Raw genomic sequence first — 21435 nt, 5'->3', positions numbered from 1 at the left:
AAGTAAGAATGAAAAATTAAGATTCTCTGAAAGGCTTTCTTGCTGTTTGATTAATCAAAGAACTGGAATCCAAATACACATCATAAAATGATAGTCCCTCCATCTGAGTTTGCTGATCAATTTCTTGAATTTTTTTTAGTTCCTCAGATGATGCACCAAGCACTAATTCATCTAATTTTTTGAGATGTTCTCGCTCTTTAGGAGTCATTTAATTTTTGATTAAAAATTCTCATTTATGACCGAAAGTTGGCATATTAGACTAACTACTAAACTTCATAGACACGATTTTGGAGAAAATATAATAAAACAATTCTTGTAGGCTCAGTATGGAGACCAAAAACATAGGCTTGCGAGGAATCGAGGTAGCAGATACTAGGATCTCAAATATTGACGGAGAGCGAGGCAAGCTCATTTACAGAGGATATGACATTTTAGAACTTACCAAAAATTCAACATTTGAAGAGACAGCATACTTGCTTCTATATGACAACTTGCCTACAAGGCAACAATTAGATGAATTCAATACAAAATTGATTGAGGCAAGATTCATCCCAAAACAGATGCAGAAAAACATGGGGAACTGGAGAAAGGACGCAGACCCAATGGATATGCTCCAGGCATTTGTAGCTGCGCTTGCAGGATACTACGATGAAGAATTTGCAAACAAGGAAGCTAGTTACGATAAGGCAATCAATCTAATTGCAAAGGTTCCAACAATCATAGCAAGTTGGAACAGAATCAGAAACGGATTAGAAATTGTAGATCCTGATCCAGCACTTAGCCATGCAGCTAATTTCCTATACATGATGTCAGGGGAAAAACCAGATCCGGAAGTTGAGAGAATATTTGATGTATGTTTAATTTTACATGCAGATCATACTTTCAATGCATCCACATTTACAGCAAGACAAGTTGCATCAACTAGAGCACACATGTATTCTGCATGCAGTGCGGCAATTGGAGCCCTGAGCGGAGAGTTGCATGGAGGTGCAAATACTGAAGTGATGAAGATGCTTCTAGAGATTGGAGACATAAACAAAGTAGAAGAATGGATTAAAGAAAAGATGAATGCAGGTGAGAGAATCATGGGAATGGGTCATGCAGTTTACAAAACATATGATCCTAGAGCACAAGTACTTAAGGAATTATCAAGAAAACTTGCAGAAAAAACAAAGGATCCATGGTATGCAATTACTGAAAAAATTGAGACTGTGACTATAACAGAAATGAAATCACAGAAAGGTAGGGATATTTATCCAAACGTGGACTTGTATAGTGCATCATTATACTATATGTTAAAAATCCCAATGGATTTGAACACACCAATCTTCGCTATTGCGAGAGTTGTTGGATGGGCAGCTCACATAATTGAAGAGAAATTTGCAGAAGCTGCGCCAAAGCCAGCATTGTACAGACCAAAGGCAACCTATGTTGGAAAATATTGCGGACCTGAAGGTTGTGAATACAAAACACTAGACTTGAGAAAATAATTTTTAATTTCTTGTACTAAGCCATTCTTTAGCTTTAGAATTTACATCGTGTTTATACAATACTTCAAAAACCATATCGTAAAATGTGATACCTTTCTTCTGTGCCTGATCATCAAGCCACTTGATTCCATCTGCTAATTCTGGGTCATATTCTGAAAACTCTACTAATTCATCTACCATTTTTGAGAAAAAGGCGTGAGACTCTAACATATGTAGACCTTTCAATCTTTGATCATAAGTGGGGGATTCAAAATATATTAACAAAAGACCACTTTTTGGTTGACAATTGAACCATGTTATTTATTCAAATGGAGATGCTCAAAAAATAACATGGGTTATTCAAAATGAGGATTCATCATTTGTTGAAAATCGAGAGCATGTGGATATGTACAAAGACAAAGTGACAAAATTACAATCAAAATATGTAGCACTGCATGTTGGATTGTTTTGGGGAATTGGAACATTCATAATCAAAAATGAAGATACCGTCAAAATAAAATTAGATGAAAAAATCATGTTTGATCAATTTACCAATGATTTAAAAATCGAAGATTCATTTATACAAAAACGTCTACGATTTATCAAACAGTTAATTGATCAGAGAAAATTAAAAATTAGATTTGAGTTAATTGATCAAGATGAAAATATTGCTAAAAATAACATCTAATTGCAAAAGAGATTAAGACCAAAAGCGATTAGCTACTTGGTGACATCTCAATTGCAACCTATGAAAATCATAAAGAGTCATTTTCATAAAACAATTAGTTGTTCAATAACATTGACAATATCAAGTTCTCAATTAAAGCGATCATATGGAATTTTCAACAGAAATTTATAATTTTTGTAAAAATTTCAAAAATATGGTTAAATCGACATTCAGAATTAATTAAAAACCAGTACAAAGAGTTCGGAGAGAAGAAGTTAAGAAAATTGAGCAAAATGACAATTAGATTTATTTAGCATGTACGGAGCCAATGGATCAATTATGGCAGGTATAGACAAAGCTGCAATTGCATTTTCAATTGCAATTGTAGCTGTCGGTGTAGGATTTGCATTCTATATGGGTGCAGTTCAAGATGCCGGTCCAGTCGTTTCTGCTCCAGTAGCTTCAAAAACTGTTGAGCCAAAAACTCAAGCAGACCCATTTGCAGATATTGCAGATAAGGTAAAAAGTGAAGCACCAACAAAACCATTGAAAGCAGGTTGGGAAAGAGCAACATCAGCACAAGATCCTGGTGTAGGTCATGAAGCTCATCAACTAGCAATCATTTTGGCACCAAGTAACAAAGTATATTCAGGTACACTCATGTATGATGCATCTGAACCAATTCAACTTGTTACATTACATGGTCCATTAAAGGCTGGAGAAGATGCAGGACAAGCAACTTGGAGCCCTGATGGAAAAACAAAGTTTGCATTAACATTTGTTGATCCAAAGAATGCAAAAGGCGAATGGAAATTTGCCGGTAATGCTTTAGCAGTACACACAATGAAAACCGAACCATTCACAGTTGATTACAAAGTAGACTACAAAGAAAAAGCCATGTCAGATACTGTAAAGACTGCTACAACAAAGTCAGTACAGGATCCAGGTATGGGTCATGAAGGTCATCAACTTGCAGTGCTTTTAGCACCATCAAGTGATGTTTATTCAGGAATTCTTTCATACTCTGCTTCTGAAAATATTCAACTAGTCTCACTAAGAGGACCAATCGGCGCTGATGAAAAACCAGCAAAGACTTGGACTCCTGATGGTGAAACCGTCTTTGAATTAACATTTGTTGATCCAAAGAATGCAATGGGTTCATGGGAATTCTCAGGTAATGCTTTAGCAGTTCACACAATGAACACAAACCAATTCACTGTTAGTTATTCTGTAAGTGCAACTGCAACTGCAGGAAAAACGATGGAACTAAAAGAAGACGTAACCATGAAAGAAACAAAAGAAGAAACCATGGCAAAAGAACCAGCAGGGCCACAAACTCATAAAGTTTCAATCCCAGCAGGCACTTCAGTTCCAGGATGTGAAAGCAACAAATCATGCTTCTCACCAGCAAGCATTACAATCAATGCTGGAGATACAGTTACATGGAATAACGCAGACACAGCCGCACACACAGTAACTGGTGGAAGCCCAGCAGATGGACCTTCTGGCGTATTTGATAGCAGTTTAGTTATGGCAGGTGCAGATTATGCATTTACCTTTAATGACAAAGGCAGCTATGATTACTTCTGTATGGTACATCCTTGGATGACTGGCAGTGTTACAGTGAACTAACCAAAAACTTTTTCCTTTTTTCTTATTTTATTTGATTTTTCCTTATTGTTCTGTTGTATGATACACCAAATCTATGAGCCTCATCTCGTGCATGTTGTAAAATTTTCAGAGAAGGTTTGTTTTTTGGGATTACTATAGGATTTTTACTTTTTGGAGTATAGACTTCCTCGTTTTCTTTTGCAAGTGAGATACATGGTAATTTCAATCCAAGTGAGATCAATGACTTTATAGCAGAACTAAGTTGTCCTTTACCACCATCAATTACTATCAAATCAGGCAGTTCAGAGTTTTCTTCTAATAATCTATAATATCTTCTTTTAATGATTTCACCAATCATTGCAAAATCATCCCTGCCAGATACTGTTTGGATTTTGAATTTTCGATATCCAGATTTGTCAGGAATCCCATTTACAAATCTAGACATTGAACCTACTGCAAAATCCTCACCGTGATTTGAAATATCAAAACATTCAATGATGTTTGGAATTACAGGAAGATCAAGCAGATCTTTGAGTTCTGCCAATCCAGGATCACCACCTGTAGAATGAATTAATTCAATATTTTTGATGATCAAACTAATTATGTTTTTTCTTTTTCCTTTGGATGGAACCAAAATCTTCACTTCAAATCCAGATTGCTCAGACAGTAAGGACTCTAACAATTTATAATTCTCTGGAAGATCACTGACAAGAATGAATTTTGGAATTTTGTGTGTTGTGTAATATTGGTAAAGAAAATTTGAAAATGAATTGTCACCTACCAAATCAAAAAAGAATTTGTCGCTGTCTCTTATCACGCCATGAATCATTCTAAAATTCATCACAGTAGCAGTATGTTCTTTTATCCCAATTCCAAAATATTCCTCATCAGAATTGTCAACATATTCCATTTTTTGCTTGGTTTGAAGACTTCCAAGTCTGATCAGGGTATCACGGATATCTTTAGCCCTCTCAAATTGCTGCAAATCTGCAGCTTGATGCATCTCGTCCTCTAGTTTTTTTGTAAAAATTTTCATTTGATTTTTACCTTTAAGAACATCCTCTAATGCAGAGACATGCTTCGAGTATCTTTCTTGAGCATCTTTGAATTCACACGGACCTTCACAATTTCCCAAATGGTATTCCAAACATACTTTTTTTGGAAGTGTTTTACAGATTCGGATTTGAAATGATTTTCTCAAAGTACCAATTGTTAGCAACTTTGAGCTGCCTTGAGTAAATGGCCCAAAGATCTTTCCTTTTCCCAAAAACTTTCCATCTCGTGTTCTTCGTGCTACTAAAAGTCTAGGATATTTTTCATCAGATATTCTAAGGTACGTGTATCTTTGTTGGTCTTTTAGTTCAATGTTAAATCTCGGGCGATATTTTTTGATCATGTTTGATTCTAAAAGAAAAGCTTCACTTTCATTATCAGTTAAAACAAACTCAATATTTGCAATATTTTCAACTAATTTCTGTGTCTTGTAATTTTGGTTTTTTAGAAAATATGACTTTACTCGATGTTTTAGATTCTTTGCCTTTCCAATGTAAATAATTTTTGCATCAGAGTCTTTCATCAAGTAAATTCCAGGATCAGTCGGAATTTGGATTTTAGAGATGTCAAAAGTCATTTTTTTAGTAATTTTTTCAGATACTTTCCAGTATAACTTCCAGGTGCCTTTACGATATCCCGAGGAGTTCCAGTAGCTACTACCATGCCACCTTCGTTACCACCTTCTGGTCCAAGATCAATTAACCAATCAGAATTTTTGATCACATCCATGTTATGTTCAATTACCACCACAGTGTTTCCTAAATTCACCAAACGATTCAGAACATCCAGTAATTTTTGAACATCGGCAAAATGTAATCCGGTTGTAGGCTCATCTAAGATATAGAAAGTCTTGCCAGTTCCACGCTTTGATAATTCTGATGCAAGTTTTACTCTCTGAGCCTCACCACCTGAAAGAGTAGTTGAAGACTGCCCTAGTTTGATATAACCCAATCCAACATCATATACTGTTTGTAATTTTCGTTTAATTGCAGGAATATTCTCAAAAAAGTTCAATGCCTCATACACTGTCATGTCTAAAACATCTGAAATATTCTTACCCTTGTATAGAACAGATAGTGTTTCAGTGTTGTATCTTTTTCCTTTGCATTCATCGCACTTTACATATACATCAGACAAAAATTGCATTTCAATTTGTTTTACTCCATCGCCATCACATGCAAAACATCGCCCATCTGCAACATTAAATGAGAACTGTCCTGGAGCATATCCTCTTTCTTTCGATAATGCAGTATTCGCATATAATTCTCGAATAGGAGTAAATGCACCAATGTACGTTGCAGGGTTTGAACGAGGTGTTCTTCCAATTGGAGACTGGTCAATTGCAATAACCTTGTCAATATTTTCTAAACCAATAATTTCTTTGTGACTTCCAGAACGTATGTTTGATTTATTAAAATGATTTTCTAATGTTTTAAGCAAAATGTCATTAATCAATGTAGACTTTCCTGAACCTGAAACTCCCGTAATAGATACAAAAAGCCCTAATGGAATTTCAACATCTATATTTTTTAAATTGTTTTCAGATGCATTCTTTATTAATAACGAGCCATAATGATTTCGTGTTTTATCTTTTAGAATAATCAAAGAATTATCTTTCAGATATTTACCAGTTACAGATTTTGTGTCTTTAAGAATATCATTAACAGTTCCTTCAAAGACTACATTTCCGCCATGCACACCAGCACCAGGACCTAAATCCACCATCCAATCTGAATTTCGTATAACTTCTTCGTCATGCTCCACTACAATGACGGTATTTCCTAGATTTCGTAGCTTATGTAGCGTTTTAATAAGTCGGGCATTATCACGCTGATGTAATCCGATTGTTGGTTCATCAAGGACATACAAGACGCCAGTAAGATTAGAACCAATTTGAGTAGCAAGACGAATTCTTTGGGATTCACCTCCAGACAATGTAGAGCTTAGTCTGTTTAGTGTAAGATAGTTCAACCCAACGTTCATTAAAAACTCAAGACGCTCCTTAATCTCCTTTAGAACATCCCTTGCGATGTATTGTTCATTTTCAGTTAATTTCAGAGTCGAGAAAAAGTCATAGCAATTATCAATAGACATGTCACAGACGTCCATAATTCCTTGTTCATTGATTTTCACAGCAAGTGATTCAGGTTTTAGTTTTTTACCATTACATACATTACAAGGAGTATCTCTCATGAATTGTTTAAGCCATTCACGTTTTGATTCAGAATCAGTTTCTAAAAATACCCGTTGTAGATTTGCAAGTACGCCTTCAAATGCATTTGTGTATTGCCAAGAAGAGTCTCCAGATTTCGAGCGATAATTAAAATCAATTAGATCATCAGTACCGTCCATGATAATTTTGAAATGTTTTGGTTTTATTTTTTCAATAGGAGTCATTAAATCAAACCCAAATTTCTTTCCAACAGCCCTTAACGCTTGTCTTCTAAATGATGAGAAACGCCCACTCCAAGGAATTATTGCACCGTCTAAAATGGACTTTGTCTTATCAGGAACTACAAGATCAGCATCAAACTCCATCTTTACACCCAATCCATTACATGTCTTACACATTCCAAATGGAGAATTGAAAGAAAATGATCTTGGCTCTAGTTCACCAACAGTTAATCCACAATAAGGACATGCATTGTTTTGCGAGAAAATTTTTTCTAACTTTTCAGTTGCAATCATTACATCTCCTTTTGATGCTTTGATAGAAGTCTGAATGGCCTCAAAGAGTCTAGATCTTTCTGATTTTTCAGTAGTAATTCTATCAACTACAATCTCAATATTATGCCACTTTTGCCTATCAAGGGGCGGAATTTCATCATCCAGGCTCAAAATTTCGCCATTTAGACGTATTCTGGAATATCCATCCTTTTTGATTTGTTCAAATAATTTCTCATACGTTCCTTTTTTTCGCTGAATTATTGGAGCTAGAATTAGAATTTGTTTTCCTGAAAAATCTTTGAGTACAGAATCACATATTCTCTCAACTGATTGAGTAGAAACTTTTCTTCCACAATTTGTACAGTATGGAATTCCAATCCTTGCAAACAACAATCTCATATAATCATAAATTTCAGTGGTAGTTCCAACAGTTGAACGGGGATTTTTGCTCGTTGTTTTTTGCTGGATTGCAATTGCAGGAGAGAGACCATCAATAGAGTCAACATCTGGTTTATCCATCATCTCTAAAAATTGTCGTGCATATGCAGAAAGTGATTCTACGTATCGTCTCTGACCCTCAGCATAGATAGTATCAAAGGCTAATGTTGATTTTCCAGAGCCAGACAATCCGCTAATTACTACTAGTTTGTTTTTTGGAATGTCAATATCTATATTTTTTAGATTATGATGTCGGGCTCCACGAATTTTTAATTTATTTTCTGTCATCTTTGTATTGAATCTCCTTTTCTATTCTTTTTATTCTATCTCTGCACTCTATTGCTTTTTCAAAGTCTAAATCTTCAGAGTATTTTTTCATCTGTGCTTCAAGATCAATAATATCATTTGTAAGATCATGAAGAGATTTTAATTTAGAATCATCTAATATTGTTTCTTGTTCAGGAACTGATTTGATTATTGTTCTTGGGGTAATATTGTGTTCTTTGTTATATTGAATTTGTTTTTCTCTACGACGATTAGTTTCATCAATAGTATTTTTCATGGATTGCGTAGTGTTGTTGGCATACATAATCACAGTTCCATTAACATTTCTTGCAGCACGACCACATGTTTGAATCAAACTGGTAAAATTTCTCAAAAATCCTTCCTTGTCTGCATCCAAGATTGCAACTAGAGAAACTTCTGGAATATCCAGTCCTTCTCGAAGCAAATTAATTCCAACTAAGACATCAAATTCGCCCATTCGTAATTGCCTAATTATCTCAGTTCGTTGCAGTCCATCAATCTCTGAGTGCATATACCTTACTCTGACTAGCTTTGTGGAGAGATATTCTGCCAGATCTTCGGCCATTCTTTTGGTTAGAGTAGTAACTAAAACACGCTCAGAATTGTCAGATCTTTTCTGAATTTCTTTGATTAAATCGTCCATTTGGTCTTTTGTAGGTCTGACCTCAATTTTTGGATCAAGCAAGCCAGTGGGTCTAACTAGCTGCTCTGCGATGGTAGAGGAGATTTTTCGCTCATATTCAGAAGGAGTTGCAGAGACAAAAATTGTATTTTTGATATAATCTTCAAATTCTTCAAATTTCAGAGGGCGGTTATCAAATGCACTTGGCAGTCTGAAACCATATGTGACCAGTTCATTTTTTCTTGAATGATCACCTTTGTACATTCCATGTAGTTGTGGTAAAGTAACGTGAGATTCGTCAATTACCAAAAGATAATCATCCCCAAAAAAATCCATTAAACAAAATGCCTTTTCTCCAGACTTTCTGCCATCAAAGTGTCTAGAATAATTTTCAATGCCAGAACAATATCCCAATTCTTCAATCATTTCTAGATCATATTTTGTTCTCATCTCAAGTCTTTGTTTTTCTAATTCATTTAATTCAGGTAATCTTTTTTTCAATTCATCTTTGATTGATTTTACAGCTCTTTTTCGAACATCTTTTGCAATAAGATAGTGCTTTGCAGGAAAAATTTTTATTTGAGATAGTTTCTTTTTTTCTTTTAGTGACACATGATCAAGTAAAGTGATTTTTTCAATTTCATCACCGAACATCGAGATTCTAACTATATCTTCAGAATATGCAGGAGTGACATCAATCGTATCACCTTTAACTCTAAAATTTCCAGGTGCGACTTCAGTGTCATTTCTCTCATATCTTGCATCTATGAGTTTTCGAACAACATCATTTCTCTTAATCACATCGCCTGTGTTAATCATTATAGCAAGATCTTTCCAGTCTTGTGGATTTCCTAGAGAGTAAATGCATGATACAGTAGAGACAATAATGGTAGGTTCATCTGAGAGAAGCATTGCAGTTGCTTCTAATCTTAATTTTTCGATCTTTTCATTGATTTGGGTATCTTTTTCGATGTATGTATCAGTCTGTGGCAAGTAACTTTCAGGCTGATAATAGTCATAGTAGGATACAAAATAACCAACGTTATTTTTTGGAAAAAATTGTTTTAATTCTGAATATAGTTGAGCTGCCAAAGTTTTGTTATGTGAAATCACCAGAGTATTTTTGCCAGTCCTTGCAATAACATTGGCAATTGAGAATGTCTTGCCGCTTCCAGTTACCCCCAATAATGTCTGAACTGTTCCTTTCTTGACACCCTCAACTAGGGCATCTATTGCCTGAGGTTGATCCCCAGTAGGTCCATATTCAGATACCAATTCAAAATGTAGTGATTGTTCCAACAGATCCAATCATCAAAAACTGAACTTATAGCTAACGCTTGTTTGATTAAAACTACAGGTCAACATATTCTCAAAATTGGGAAAACAAAGAGGTGCTTAAATTGTTTTTTTGTGAAAGAACGTCAGATTGAAAGAGATGGATCCTGAAAAGGAATTAAGAGAAACAGAACAAGAAGTAATGATTGAATTAAAGCTCAAGACAGACGAATTTCTCAAAAAACTCAGGGATCAAACCAGAAAGAACAGAGTCCAAATGTGATTAACGGAATTGTTTAATTGAATTTGGAATAAATTAATTTGTCACCACATAGGTTCATCAACCATTTTAAGACCACCATCAACAATCTCAAAACCCATAATTTTCAGAGTCTGCTCTGCAGTAGAGGAATTTCTTTTCAAGATATTTTGTGCTAGTTTCACCTTATCTTCAGATTTGAGATGTTGTCCTATCTTGTATTTTCCATGAAGTGTTTGAGGAACGATCTTAATTATACTGACTGCATCCAAAACCCGCATATCAGATTGAATTGGATCATAGTTTCCTTCAGGTTGATATTTTTCCATCAGTCCATTTAGTGCAAGTGTTTTTTCTTCCCTATCAGATACAAATGATGCAATTCCCTTAATTACAACACTGATGTATAATGTATCTGCAAGAGATGCATTATGAGGATCTTCAAAATACGAAGGGAGGAATTCCAATTCCCTGTCAGCCTCAAAGCCTACCTTGTTATTTCGAGAAATATTATCTAATTTTTCACCTCTAACATGAGAGTGCATGTAAATTGCGTCATCTAGGAACACAAAATTCATTGGAATTATTTGTGGAAATCCATTTGAATCAATGCTTGCTACACGTCCAACATGTTCTTCATTGAGAAATTCTTTTATTTTTTCATATGATCTAATCTGTAGTATCCCAACTAGCTGCATGAATTAATGTAGAGAAATAATATTATAAATCCAGATCATTGAAATCCCTAAAATACCAGACATACGAAAAATTATTGTGAGAGATCCATATCTTGATGAACTAAAAGATGACTTTGATACATATTCAAATCAATTAAAGAAATTAAAAGATAAACTTCTAAAAACAAAATCTCCAGAATTACAATCAAAAATAGTCAAACAGATAGATTCACTGGCAAACAAGATGGAAAATAATCAAAAGCAGTCAGTCAAGGTAACGAAATCAAGAATAAAGGAATTAAAGAAAAAATCAAAGAGGTAAACTCAATCTACCTCATCCAGTTCTTTAGCAAGTGCAGATATCTCTAAAATCCTGCATTCGAGTTTAGAGTATTCATTTAATTCCACATCCATGATTACTAGTTACTAAAATAATCAAAAGAAGTCAGCATTTCAAAAACTTGACTTTTTTCATTCAAATTATTCATCAATGTAAATTGCTAAATTTAGGATCAATTCAAGATAAACAATGAATGTAATTGATGAAGGGTATGAAGAGGCTACACTAAAAGTTCTAAAAACTCTAGAAGAATGGGGTGCGGATTCAAGATTCATCTGGTTTAGAGAATTACATAGGATTACAGATATAGAGAAAGGCATTTTGCGAAATATTCTCAACGAATTAAAAAAATCAAAAGAAGTCAAAGATATGCACGGGACAAACAATAGAATATTTTTTTGTCTATCAAAATACTATGTCAAATGTAGAGACATAGAATTTAGATTCAAAGGAAAAGAGATCATGCTCAGAGATGGGAGTAAAACTAAGATTATTCAGGGGGCAACAAACGCAACAGAACGTACAAGAAAAAGAATAGAAAAACAGAGAAACAAACGCAAAGTCAAGGCGTTTACAAGAGCTAAAAACAAAAGACCGCACAAATCATAAAGAATCTTCAGACTGCCTTCGGGCAAGATTCGATTCAGCACGTTTGATTTTTGCGGATTGTGCAACATCTTCAGTCATATCATACAGATTGTGAAGTTCCATGTTTGGAGTCAATTCATCTTCCTTTTCATCATCCAAATTAAACTCAAGATCTGCCAAGATTTCGACATTTTCATCTAAAATATCAAGGCATTTTCTTACAGATTCTGGAAGGTCGTCATCCATCACACATCATAGAAACAAGTAAAGTAAATGATTTGCTGTATGTTATATCATAAAACGCCCTTAATGTTTGGCTTTTTCTCTTAATACAGGCATTACATGGCTTGCAAATTTATCAATAGAGCCAAAGTAGTTCTTGCCCCAGAATCTAATTACAAAGTGATTCACACCTGCATCCATGAATCTCTCAAAGGTTGGAATGATATCCTCTGGAGTTCCAACGGCAGTAGATGAACGTGCTACTTTGTCAGGGATTTTTGTTGCAGCCTCTCTCATCTTTACAATCCAACTTTGATCAGACATTGAATATTCTGTAAAGTATTTTACAAAGTCAAATCCTTCAATCTCTTTTAATCCGTGAACTCTCAAAACTTCAGGCTTGAACAAACTAACTTTTACAGCCTCTTTCATTTTTGCCCATGACTCTTCTGCATCTTCTGAAAAATACACATCAATGTCAAGCGCATATTGGAAGTTGTCTTTTTCTTCTTGAGTTCTATTGTGTTTATCCATGGATGCATTGATTTGACCAGCATGATCTTCAAAGAGTTCAGGCGTATATCCAATTGGTAACCATCCATCACCGAGTTTTCCAGTTAATTCAAGTGTTCTCTTACCACCAGATGCCATGTAAGTTGGAGGACGTGGTTTTCTAATTGGAGGAGCTTGCAAACATGCTCCTTCAAGTTGATAATATTTTCCTGTGTAATCTACAGTGTTATCAGGAGTTGAATCATATAATGTATGAATAACTTCAATTTGTTCTTCCCATTTTGAAACAGGTTTTTCAAATGGGATACAGAATTCTTTTAGGTTTTGTGCTTCACCTGCTCCAATCCCAAGTATCGCTCTACCTTTTGAAATTCTATCAAGAGTAATTGCAGCTAGTGCAATGTTAGATGGATGTCGCCTAATTGCATCAGTAACACAAGTACCCAACTCGACATTATTTGTAACTGCAGCAATTGCAGATAGCATGACCCATGGGTCCAACACGGTTGCATTTTTCCATTGTGGGACATTTGTGTGATCCATATAGAAAATGGAATCATATCCGGTTTTATCAGCAAGCATACAAGCTGTTAGAATTTGATCTTCAGTATAACCGGCTCTTGCAACATTTAGTCCATTTTGTATACCAAATTTCAGTTTATTTTGAGTCAAGTACATCTAGGTCAGAGTATTAGAATAAAAAGTTTAACCAAGCTGCCAATTTCGCAGTTTATCAAGAAAAATGAAAAAAGGTAAAAAAATTGAATTTTTTACAAATTACCTGCTTTGATATCTTCAAGACATTTAATGACGTCTTCTTTTGATATTGGGATTGGATTTGGATCCAAGTGACCTCTATCAGTCATTACAGTATCTGCAGCTTCTGAGACATCAGCTTTGAGGTCTAACTTGTCAAAACCGAGTTTGTCCATAGCTTCTTTGAATCTATCATAAAAGATTGACTTGTTATGCTTGTGTGCAACAGTAGTACAAGAGGATAGAGAATATCCATGAGGTACACCTTCATTTGAGAACACGTAGGACAAAGCATGTCCTAGAGTCGTAGAGCAGTTTCCAAATCCCATACCAGATAACATAGAACCATATGGATAGTTTTCTGGTTTGTCATTCATAATTGCATCATAGAGAATCTCAAATGCTTGTTTACATAGAGTTCTTGTCAAGTCATTACCGAGTTTGCTATCATAGCCTTCAGTAGCTTGAGCACATGCATCACAAACAGAATTTTTGATGACTTGTTCAGGAGTGCCGTCCATAAAGTATGAATCGACTACTGCCATGTCAGCTAAAAATCTGTCTTCACGTAACAGTTTCTTTTTACCATCAAATTTTAGAACACAATAAGTTGTCATTTCAGCTCCAGTTCCAAATGTTGTTGGAATTAAGATTTTTTCTTTTTTCATCTCTGGTGCAGCATATTTTACTACATCCATAGAACTTCCACCACCCAATCCGATTAGAACAGATGGGTTTTTGTCTTTGAATTGTGAAATTACAGTATTGACATCGTCAATTGATGGTTCAGGTTTTACTTGATCATACAACATGTAATCCTGGATTCCCATTTTTGCCAACCATTTATCAGAGAGTGCTGGTGGAACGGTTGTGACAACAAGGGCATTTTTTGGATACTCTGTTTCACCAAGTGCATTTTCTCCAAAGTTGATAACTTTTGGAATGCGTACTGTATTCATGAATGAAAGCCGTCATTGATTATTATTATATCTTGCATTACTGATGTACAGCGTGATTATACAAAATTTTAATGAATTGGCAACAACGGACAAGAAAAAAGAGTGTCTTCAAATTTTAGAAGCAGGTCTTCAAGCAGCAAATCCAGAAAACATCATTCCAAAATATGTCACACCTACTCAAATCAAAATCAATGACAAAGTATTCGACATCAGCAAATATTCCAATATTTACTCTGTAGCATTTGGAAAAGCAGGAGACTCGATGACTAGAGCACTTAATGCGATTATTCCAATAAAAAGTGGAATAGTTGTAATTCCCAAAGGTTCCAAATCAATAATCAAGGGGAAGAAATTTCAGATTTTTAATTCAAGGCATCCCAAGCCAGACCAAACAAGTGTGAAGGCAGCAAAGGAAGTAATGAAGTTTGTTCAAAATAAGCGAGGAGATGAATTAATTATTTTTCTTGTATCAGGAGGAGGTTCATCGCTTCTTGCAATGCCAGACAATATCACATTAGATGACAAAATTCATGTTACAAATGTCCTGTTAAAATCAGGAGCAACAATTCAAGAATTCAATTGCATTAGAAAACATCTCTCAAAGATCAAAGGGGGCAAATTAGTGGAAAACATGAAATGTGATGGGATTAGCTTGGTAATGTCAGATGTGGAAGGAGATGATCTATCATCTATTGCATCAGGTACAACATACATGGATGACACAACATATGCGGATGCTCTAGAAATTTTAGATAAATACAAACTAAAATGGAAAATACCAATAGAGGTTTTACAAGTATTAGAAAAAGGAGCAAAGAATGAAAAATTGGAAAGTTCAAAAAAATCAAAGATTGAAAATTTCATTATTGCAAATAACAGTGATTGTTTAGAAGCTATGAAAAAAACAGCTGAACAAATAGGATACACAGTAGACATAATGCAGATTTTTGGAGATCTAAAAGATGCAGTGAAAGAAATTCTTGAAAAAATTTCAGAGAGTGAAAAAACTTGTTTAATTTTTGGCGGAGAGACAACAGTCAAAGTTCTTGGCAAAGGAATGGGTGGAAGAAATCAAGAGTTGGTTTTAAGAATGCTAAAAAATTCAAGGAGATCAAAACCGATGGTAATTGCATCAATAGGAACTGATGGCATAGATGGGAATTCAGTATTTGCAGGAGCAATTACAGAGAACATCAAAATAGATTTGGACATAATGAAAGAGTTTCTTAAAAATAGCGATTCAGGAAGATTCTTTCAAAAACAAAAAGGAAACATTGTGACAAACTTTACACATACAAATCTAATGGATATAGGTGTCATTCTAAGATAAATCAAGTATCATGTATGACATTCACATCTGCAACTGTTAGGAATACATCTATGAGCAAGACAGTCTTTGCACCCCTTACTTCTTCCACTTTTGACTCGAAGCCACTCTTTATCCAATTATACCACTAAAAGATTTGTAGGTATGCAAACTTAAGCATATAGACAATTGGCATTCAATAACATCAAAAATCTGAAAAAAATATTCAAAAAATTGGTTTAAACTAAACAAATGATTACTAGATGACGGAGGGGCTTCAAATATCAGAATCACCTATAAAGAATATGTCAAAAAATGAGAAAGGGTTTTGTGAGGATGAATCTTGTAAATGTAATTGCCATGAAGGATCAAGTTTTAGAAGAGGAAACGAGAAGAGACAATATTGTTAGAAAAACAATTCAACCCTGATTTGTTATACAACCGAATCGTTCATTTCTACATGGACAAAAAAGGATATTCTAAGGATAAGGCAAATTCAATTGCACAGGCAGTAGTACAAAAAGAAGCACAAAGAAGAATTTGTAAAAAATGAAAAGTGTAAACATTTCTCACATGATCATATAAGAAATACAGGAACATGTCTATCTTCTGATTGTGAGTGTAGTGGATTTTCTAAGTAAAATCATCTAAAGAATTTTCAAGTAAGGGTTGAGCACTAATCCCTAGTTTTCTCAAATCGTGTGCAAATTCATCCACAAAACCATGAATAGTGTAAACTTGTTCTGCTCCTGATTTTATCACCATATCGAGGAGTTCATTGTAATCACAGTGGTCGCTCATTGGGATTGAATAGTCAGTTCTTCGCCCAAATGAGAACCGTGATGATTGGGCCCAGCCACTAAATCCAATTGTCACTGCACCGTATTTTGATTTCATTTCTTGAACAAATTTGTTTTTGGCAGATAGCATCGGTGCAACCATTATCCAAGGTTTTTTCTCAAGCAACCCCTTCTCTACAGCTTCTGAATGACCTATACCATTATTGAGAAGTACACCAAATTTCTGGTGAAGTGAATTCATATCTTTTACAGAATCATGGAAATAAAGAGGACCCCAATGACCAAATAATTGAGTGATAGTTTGGGCTTTACCTAATTGATACCCCATCAATATTACAGGGATGCCCTTGCCATAAAGTTCGGAGATTAATTCGTTGACTTGTTGTAGTGTTTCTTCAAGTTTAGGAAAAACAAATTCAGGCAGACCAAATGTACATTCAGTGATCAAAGTTTTGCATTGGGGGATTTTTGCACCTTTTAGAAATCCACGATCTCGAGTACAGATATCCCCAGTGTAAAAAATATCATCAAAGAGAAGTCCTTTTGCGCCAAGAATATGACCACTGTCAATTAATGAAAAATCATCTAGTGACTCCACATGATTTTCCATCTTAAATCCACGAAGATTAGCTATTTCGTTTGTTTCAATCGAAGAGAGTATCGTTCCTCCATTTTTCGAAGGAAGATGATCAGAGTGTGCATGAGAGACAAAATTGATTCCCCTGACATCTGAGTTTTTGGGATCTAAGTAGACACGTTTATCATTAATTTCACAAAGGATTCCATTTTTAGTCATCCTAACTTGTCTTGGCAATGAAGATGAGACCAGTTGGATTTGATATAAATTGCAGGTTTGATCTAGTATTGACTAGTTGCTAAATTTAGGAATTTTAATCTCAGGTCGTGGAAGCAACATGGAGTCCATTCTAAAATCAATTAAAAAAATAAGATCCCAATTAAACCAGCAGTTGTAATCTCAAACAAGTATGATGCAAAAGGACTAGAAATTGCAAAAAAGCTCGGAGTCAACATAGAAGTAGTTGAAAGTAAAGGATTCACAGGAAGCAGGGCAGAGTATGACAAAAAAATTATGAGGATGCTATCAAAATACGGCGTCACACCAAAAAACGGACTTGTTTGCCTTGCAGGATTTATGAGAATTATTAGCCCAGAATTTGTAAAAAAATATAAAAATAGAATTATCAACATTCATCCGGCATTATTACCTGCATTTCCAGGACTTGATTCTCAAAAACAAGCACTAGAGTACGGTGCAAAATATTCAGGATGTACAGTTCATTTTGTAGATGCAGGAATGGATTCAGGGCCAGTAATCATTCAAGCAGTTGTAAAAGTTAAAGAAAATGACACAGAAGAATCATTATCGAAAAGAATTCTAAAAGAGGAACATAAAATTTATCCAAAAGCAGTGAACTTGTTTGCTAGAAAAAAGATAAAGGTTTTGGGTAGACGAACAATAATTAGTTAAGAATCAGGACCGCCAAAGAAATACAAAACTTTGAGTTCTGCAGTATTGCCGTGAAAAAAATGCTCAACATCTTTTGCAACAAAAAATAGTTTCCCTGTAGATACTGCATAGTCTTTATCTTTGATTTTCAAATAACCGTTACCTGAAATTACATAATAAACCTCATCGCTTTCATGAGGCTCTTGCGTATCTTCTTCACCTGGCTGAAGCACCAAAACGCCTGCAGCTAAACTATCTCTATTGATAAAAGTATGAAAAAATGAATTTCCATTTTTTATTTTTTCAACATAATCATCCAGATTGAATTCAAGCTTCAATCTATTCAGCAGCTACAGTGAATGTTTTTCTTACAGGATCTGCACTCATGAATGAATGTCCTTTTGGATGAAGTTTTTCATGTTCAGGACTTTGGTGCATTTTGATAAAAGTCTCTTTACTTTCATGTTCTACAATTATTCTATAACTTCCATCGTTAGATTTTAGAAATCGTCTAGAGACAAAACCAGGAAAACTTGACAAAACTTTGTTTGATTCAGAGAACCAACTTTTAAAATCTTCTTCTGCACCTTCTTTGAGTTGCACATCTGCCATCATTACAAACATACCATGACTAGAAAAAACACCATTTAATTTCTTTTCTAAGATTTTCATCAAAGAACTCCAAGAATTAAATATCTATAAATCAAAAATATCCTATGACTGGAATTAGGATTGACGGTATAGTTATTGCAAAGTCAGTCAAAGAAAGAGTCAAAAAAGCAGTAGATGAACTCAAATCTCAAGGCATCAACCCGTGTTTGGCCACAGTCCTAATCGGAGACAATCCAGCATCAGCAACGTATGTCAGAAATAAGCACAAATCATGTGAGGAGGTAGGGATTCTAACCAAAGATCACAAACTTGATGCAAATATCACTCAACCAGAATTAAACAAAATTATTGATGATTTGAATTCGGATAGTTCAGTTCACGGAATTTTAATTCAACTACCTCTGCCAAAACAGTTAGATGAGTTTTCCACCATATCAAGAATTTCACCAATTAAAGATGTTGATGGCCTTACCCCACATAATGCTGGGTTACTTGCAATGAAAAAAGCAGTTCTAGTTGCATGCACACCATCAGGAGTAATGGAAATGTTTGATTATCACGAAATTGATTTGGAAGGAAAGAATATCGTATTGATTAACAGAAGTAATCTTGTAGGAAAGCCACTATATCATTTATTGCTTGAAAAAAATGCGACCGTTTTGACATGCCATTCTAAAACTAAAAACTTGAAAGAGATATGTCAATCTGCAGACATTATCATCACAGCAGTTGGAGACAGAAGTAAGTTCACTCTAACTCCGGACATGATAAAAGAAGGCGCAATAGTCATCGATGTTGCAATATCTCGATTCAATGAAAAATTGGTAGGAGATTCAGATTTTGATCAGATTATTCAGAAAGCATCATTTGCAACGCCGGTTCCTGGAGGAGTTGGACCCATGACAGTTGCAATGCTATTAAAGAATACAGTTACAGCAGCATCATTGAGCAGTAAAATTGGAAGGCAGTCCTGAAAGAAAATCACTTAGAAATTTTCTTTTAGATAAAAGAGATAACACATCTTTTGATCTAATGAAAATTGCAAGTGATAAAATTCAGAAAAAATTAAGAAAAGTGTATGCATTTAAAAATGCACAAAAAATTGGAGCCTACTATCCAATAGGAAGTGAAATAATGACACAGGATATTATTCAAGAATTAATCAGTGAGGGGAAGGATGTCTTTTTGCCAAAAGTGATTGGAGACAAAATGGAGTTTAGAAAAATAGAAGACTTTTCAAGCCTAGAAAAAGGGAATTTTGACATCATGGAGCCAAAAGATGATTGCCCAGTAGACAATAATCTGGATGTAATTTTAGTTCCAACTGTAGGAATTTCACAAAGTGGTGTCAGATTAGGATACGGGTATGGATTTTACGATAAATTTCTAGCAGAAAACAAAACTGTAACAATATCTCTAACATTGGAAAAACAGATCATAAAAAACATTCCAAAATTAGAGCACGACATAATTATAGACTGGATTGCAACAGAAGATAGAATTTTTCAAACTCAGAAGTAAGATAGTCCTTTTTGACCAATATCTTGTCTGCAGTATTTGTGAGGCCAAGATATCTTCTCAACTGCAGCATATACGTTTGAAATTGCATCTTCTAATGAAGCGCCTAACGCAGTTACGCCCAAAACACGTCCACCATTTGAGAGTATTTTTCCATCAGTCTTTTTTGTACCTGCATGAAATACACACACATCATTTGAGATAGAATCAAATCCAGATATTTCCTCATTGCTAGGATACGATTCTGGATATCCTTTAGATGCCAAAACAACACATACTGCGGATTGCTTTTTCCAAGTTGGCGTAGGCATTGAGGATAGTTTACCGCCAACACTTGCTTCAAAGTAATCATACAAATCAAAATCCATCCTCATTGTAATTGGTTGACATTCAGGATCACCCATTCTAACATTATACTCTAAAACAAATGGTTCGTTATCACGAATCATTATTCCAGCATACAAGAATCCCTTGAATAGAATTCCCTCATTTTTCATCGCATGAATAGTTTTATCAATGATTTCCTCTTGGATTTTTTTTGCAAGTGAATCATCAATAATAGGAGTGGTGGAGTAGGCACCCATACCACCAGTGTTAGGGCCTTTATCACCATCAAAAATTCTCTTATGATCTTGACTTGTTGCCATAGGTAGTGCAACATCACCGTCAGAGAGTGCAATGTAAGATGCCTCAATTCCATCAATTCTCTCTTCAATGATAATTCGATTTCCTGCATCACCAAATGTCTTTTTTATCAAAATTGTCTCAATTGCAGATTTTGCCTCATCATCACTACTACAAACGATCACACCCTTTCCAGCGGCAAGGCCATCAGCCTTTACAACCACATTGTAATCAAGAGATTCTACATATTTTTGGGCTTTCTTAGCATCATCAAATATTTCAAACCTAGAAGTAGGAATATTGTTGCGTTTCATGAAGTTCTTTGCCCAAATTTTACTGGATTCAAGCTGTGCTGCTTGTTGAGTGGGGCCAAAAATTTTGAGATTATGATCATTAAATTTATTGACAATTCCTGCAGCCAATGGAGCTTCAGGACCTACTACGGTAAAACAATTATTTTTTTTAGCAAAATCTACTAAACCATCTAAATCATCAACATTGATTGGAACATTGTTTGGAGTCCCACCATTGCCAGGTGCAGTGAAAATGGTTTCAACCTTTTCACTTTGAGATAATTTCCAGGATAATGCATGTTCGCGTCCACCGGAACCGATTATCAGGATGTTTACCAATAGGAATTATCTTTTTACCAATTATATAATCCAAATCTTGCAGAATCAATTTA

At 34.9% G+C, this 21435-nt stretch carries 23 protein-coding genes and 1 pseudogene; 11 read left to right on the top strand and 13 right to left on the bottom strand.

Going from position 1 to position 21435, the window contains the following annotated elements; translation table 11 throughout:
* Positions 1-16: 16 nt before the first annotated feature.
* Positions 17-208, bottom strand: a complete 192-nt coding sequence (locus BD31_RS04580) for a hypothetical protein (RefSeq protein ID WP_008299180.1) — start codon at positions 206-208, stop codon at positions 17-19.
* A 118-nt stretch (positions 209-326) separates the two neighbouring features.
* Here BD31_RS04580 and BD31_RS04575 point away from each other — a divergent pair, with 118 nt between their 5' ends.
* Complete coding sequence (locus tag BD31_RS04575; protein ID WP_008299523.1) at positions 327-1490, top strand: citrate synthase; 1164 nt, start codon at positions 327-329, stop codon at positions 1488-1490.
* Positions 1491-1493: 3 nt separating this feature from the next.
* Here the strand turns inward: BD31_RS04575 and BD31_RS04570 are convergent, their stop codons facing one another.
* Positions 1494-1754 (bottom strand): hypothetical protein, encoded by a 261-nt coding sequence (locus tag BD31_RS04570; RefSeq protein ID WP_238536067.1) that lies wholly within the window; start codon positions 1752-1754, stop codon positions 1494-1496.
* A 22-nt stretch (positions 1755-1776) separates the two neighbouring features.
* Between BD31_RS04570 and BD31_RS04565 the strand changes: the two genes are divergently transcribed.
* Positions 1777-2157 (top strand): hypothetical protein, encoded by a 381-nt coding sequence (locus tag BD31_RS04565; RefSeq protein WP_008299489.1) that lies wholly within the window; start codon positions 1777-1779, stop codon positions 2155-2157.
* A gap of 318 nt (positions 2158-2475) precedes the next feature.
* Positions 2476-3768: a cupredoxin domain-containing protein gene (locus BD31_RS04555; protein WP_048097469.1), complete on the top strand. Its 1293-nt coding sequence runs from the start codon at positions 2476-2478 to the stop codon at positions 3766-3768.
* 22 nt (positions 3769-3790) lie between these two features.
* Here BD31_RS04555 and uvrC read toward each other — a convergent pair whose 3' ends face one another.
* Genes uvrC through uvrB form a run of 3 tightly spaced genes read right to left on the bottom strand, consistent with a single transcriptional unit; the run spans position 3791 to position 10132 of the window.
* Positions 3791-5377, bottom strand: a complete 1587-nt coding sequence (gene uvrC, locus BD31_RS04550; protein WP_008299345.1) for an excinuclease ABC subunit UvrC — start codon at positions 5375-5377, stop codon at positions 3791-3793.
* Positions 5374-8193, bottom strand: coding sequence for an excinuclease ABC subunit UvrA (gene uvrA, locus BD31_RS04545; RefSeq protein ID WP_008299191.1), 2820 nt, complete (start codon positions 8191-8193; stop codon positions 5374-5376). Before uvrA ends, uvrC begins: the two co-directional genes overlap by 4 nt.
* Positions 8180-10132, bottom strand: a complete 1953-nt coding sequence (uvrB, locus tag BD31_RS04540; RefSeq protein WP_048097468.1) for an excinuclease ABC subunit UvrB — start codon at positions 10130-10132, stop codon at positions 8180-8182. Before uvrB ends, uvrA begins: the two co-directional genes overlap by 14 nt.
* Before the next feature lie 136 nt (positions 10133-10268).
* Between uvrB and BD31_RS11015 the strand changes: the two genes are divergently transcribed.
* Complete coding sequence (locus BD31_RS11015; RefSeq protein ID WP_008299521.1) at positions 10269-10391, top strand: hypothetical protein; 123 nt, start codon at positions 10269-10271, stop codon at positions 10389-10391.
* A gap of 41 nt (positions 10392-10432) precedes the next feature.
* Here the strand turns inward: BD31_RS11015 and BD31_RS04535 are convergent, their stop codons facing one another.
* Entirely contained in the window at positions 10433-11065 is a 633-nt protein-coding gene (locus BD31_RS04535) for a pyridoxamine 5'-phosphate oxidase family protein (protein WP_008299147.1), read from the bottom strand.
* Positions 11066-11141: 76 nt separating this feature from the next.
* Here BD31_RS04535 and BD31_RS04530 point away from each other — a divergent pair, with 76 nt between their 5' ends.
* Both BD31_RS04530 and BD31_RS04525 read left to right on the top strand, forming a co-directional pair.
* Positions 11142-11366, top strand: coding sequence for a hypothetical protein (locus BD31_RS04530; RefSeq protein ID WP_008299355.1), 225 nt, complete (start codon positions 11142-11144; stop codon positions 11364-11366).
* A 207-nt stretch (positions 11367-11573) separates the two neighbouring features.
* A complete protein-coding gene (locus tag BD31_RS04525; RefSeq protein WP_008299223.1) occupies positions 11574-11993 on the top strand; it encodes a hypothetical protein in 420 nt (139 codons plus the stop codon).
* Here the strand turns inward: BD31_RS04525 and BD31_RS04520 are convergent.
* From BD31_RS04520 to BD31_RS04510, 3 genes are all read right to left on the bottom strand, one after another.
* The gene (locus BD31_RS04520; RefSeq protein ID WP_008299522.1) at positions 11988-12218 is read right to left on the bottom strand and encodes a hypothetical protein; all 231 of its coding nucleotides are present in this window, start codon (positions 12216-12218) and stop codon (positions 11988-11990) included. The genes BD31_RS04525 and BD31_RS04520 overlap by 6 nt on opposite strands.
* A gap of 60 nt (positions 12219-12278) precedes the next feature.
* Positions 12279-13385: an LLM class flavin-dependent oxidoreductase gene (locus BD31_RS04515; protein WP_008299212.1), complete on the bottom strand. Its 1107-nt coding sequence runs from the start codon at positions 13383-13385 to the stop codon at positions 12279-12281.
* Between the two features lie 92 nt (positions 13386-13477).
* Entirely contained in the window at positions 13478-14422 is a 945-nt protein-coding gene (locus BD31_RS04510; RefSeq protein WP_008299420.1) for an iron-containing alcohol dehydrogenase, read from the bottom strand.
* Between the two features lie 52 nt (positions 14423-14474).
* Between BD31_RS04510 and BD31_RS04505 the strand changes: the two genes are divergently transcribed.
* Together BD31_RS04505 and BD31_RS10720 are read left to right on the top strand one after the other, a co-directional pair.
* Positions 14475-15752, top strand: a complete 1278-nt coding sequence (locus BD31_RS04505) for a glycerate kinase type-2 family protein (protein ID WP_048097467.1) — start codon at positions 14475-14477, stop codon at positions 15750-15752.
* Positions 15753-16131: 379 nt separating this feature from the next.
* Positions 16132-16281 carry a hypothetical protein gene (locus BD31_RS10720; protein ID WP_008299353.1) on the top strand — a complete coding sequence of 50 codons (150 nt, stop codon included), beginning with the start codon at positions 16132-16134 and terminating at the stop codon, positions 16279-16281.
* An 80-nt stretch (positions 16282-16361) separates the two neighbouring features.
* Here BD31_RS10720 and BD31_RS04495 read toward each other — a convergent pair whose 3' ends face one another.
* Entirely contained in the window at positions 16362-17324 is a 963-nt protein-coding gene (locus BD31_RS04495) for an MBL fold metallo-hydrolase (protein ID WP_008299152.1), read from the bottom strand.
* Between the two features lie 76 nt (positions 17325-17400).
* Here BD31_RS04495 and purN point away from each other — a divergent pair.
* Positions 17401-18017, top strand: a pseudogene (purN, locus tag BD31_RS04490) (phosphoribosylglycinamide formyltransferase).
* On the opposite strand, the gene BD31_RS04485 reads toward purN, so the two are convergent.
* A complete protein-coding gene (locus tag BD31_RS04485; RefSeq protein WP_008299415.1) occupies positions 18014-18334 on the bottom strand; it encodes a cupin domain-containing protein in 321 nt (106 codons plus the stop codon). The pseudogene purN and the gene BD31_RS04485 sit on opposite strands and share 4 nt — an antisense overlap.
* Position 18335: 1 nt before the next feature.
* Entirely contained in the window at positions 18336-18620 is a 285-nt protein-coding gene (locus tag BD31_RS04480) for an antibiotic biosynthesis monooxygenase family protein (RefSeq protein ID WP_048097466.1), read from the bottom strand.
* A 92-nt stretch (positions 18621-18712) separates the two neighbouring features.
* Between BD31_RS04480 and BD31_RS04475 the strand changes: the two genes are divergently transcribed.
* Together BD31_RS04475 and BD31_RS04470 are read left to right on the top strand one after the other, a co-directional pair.
* Positions 18713-19582, top strand: a complete 870-nt coding sequence (locus BD31_RS04475; protein WP_008299233.1) for a bifunctional 5,10-methylenetetrahydrofolate dehydrogenase/5,10-methenyltetrahydrofolate cyclohydrolase — start codon at positions 18713-18715, stop codon at positions 19580-19582.
* Positions 19566-20129, top strand: coding sequence for a 5-formyltetrahydrofolate cyclo-ligase (locus tag BD31_RS04470; RefSeq protein ID WP_008299369.1), 564 nt, complete (start codon positions 19566-19568; stop codon positions 20127-20129). Before BD31_RS04475 ends, BD31_RS04470 begins: the two co-directional genes overlap by 17 nt.
* Here BD31_RS04470 and purD read toward each other — a convergent pair.
* Positions 20120-21382, bottom strand: coding sequence for a phosphoribosylamine--glycine ligase (purD, locus tag BD31_RS04465; RefSeq protein ID WP_008299477.1), 1263 nt, complete (start codon positions 21380-21382; stop codon positions 20120-20122). The two genes, BD31_RS04470 and purD, sit on opposite strands and share 10 nt — an antisense overlap.
* Positions 21383-21435: the final 53 nt, after the last annotated feature.

It is taken from the genome of Candidatus Nitrosopumilus salarius BD31 (assembly GCF_000242875.2).
Taxonomy (GTDB): Archaea; Thermoproteota; Nitrososphaeria; order Nitrososphaerales; family Nitrosopumilaceae; genus Nitrosopumilus; species Nitrosopumilus salarius.
Note: the sequence above shows the minus strand (reverse complement) of the source record. Positions and strands in the feature narration are given on the sequence as shown.

Bases quoted from the DNA above. Each gene is read 5' to 3' on its own strand.
- BD31_RS04580 (WP_008299180.1), bottom strand. From the start codon at position 208: ATGACTCCTAAAGAGCGAGAACATCTCAAAAAATTAGATGAATTAGTG.
- BD31_RS04575 (WP_008299523.1), top strand. From the start codon at position 327: ATGGAGACCAAAAACATAGGCTTGCGAGGAATCGAGGTAGCAGATACT.
- BD31_RS04555 (WP_048097469.1), top strand. From the start codon at position 2,476: ATGGCAGGTATAGACAAAGCTGCAATTGCATTTTCAATTGCAATTGTA.
- uvrC (WP_008299345.1), bottom strand. From the start codon at position 5,377: ATGACTTTTGACATCTCTAAAATCCAAATTCCGACTGATCCTGGAATT.
- uvrA (WP_008299191.1), bottom strand. From the start codon at position 8,193: ATGACAGAAAATAAATTAAAAATTCGTGGAGCCCGACATCATAATCTA.
- BD31_RS11015 (WP_008299521.1), top strand. From the start codon at position 10,269: ATGGATCCTGAAAAGGAATTAAGAGAAACAGAACAAGAAGTAATGATT.
- BD31_RS04535 (WP_008299147.1), bottom strand. From the start codon at position 11,065: ATGCAGCTAGTTGGGATACTACAGATTAGATCATATGAAAAAATAAAA.
- BD31_RS04525 (WP_008299223.1), top strand. From the start codon at position 11,574: ATGAATGTAATTGATGAAGGGTATGAAGAGGCTACACTAAAAGTTCTA.
- BD31_RS04520 (WP_008299522.1), bottom strand. From the start codon at position 12,218: ATGGATGACGACCTTCCAGAATCTGTAAGAAAATGCCTTGATATTTTA.
- BD31_RS04515 (WP_008299212.1), bottom strand. From the start codon at position 13,385: ATGTACTTGACTCAAAATAAACTGAAATTTGGTATACAAAATGGACTA.
- BD31_RS04510 (WP_008299420.1), bottom strand. From the start codon at position 14,422: ATGAATACAGTACGCATTCCAAAAGTTATCAACTTTGGAGAAAATGCA.
- BD31_RS04495 (WP_008299152.1), bottom strand. From the start codon at position 17,324: ATGACTAAAAATGGAATCCTTTGTGAAATTAATGATAAACGTGTCTAC.
- BD31_RS04480 (WP_048097466.1), bottom strand. From the start codon at position 18,620: ATGTTTGTAATGATGGCAGATGTGCAACTCAAAGAAGGTGCAGAAGAA.
- BD31_RS04475 (WP_008299233.1), top strand. From the start codon at position 18,713: ATGACTGGAATTAGGATTGACGGTATAGTTATTGCAAAGTCAGTCAAA.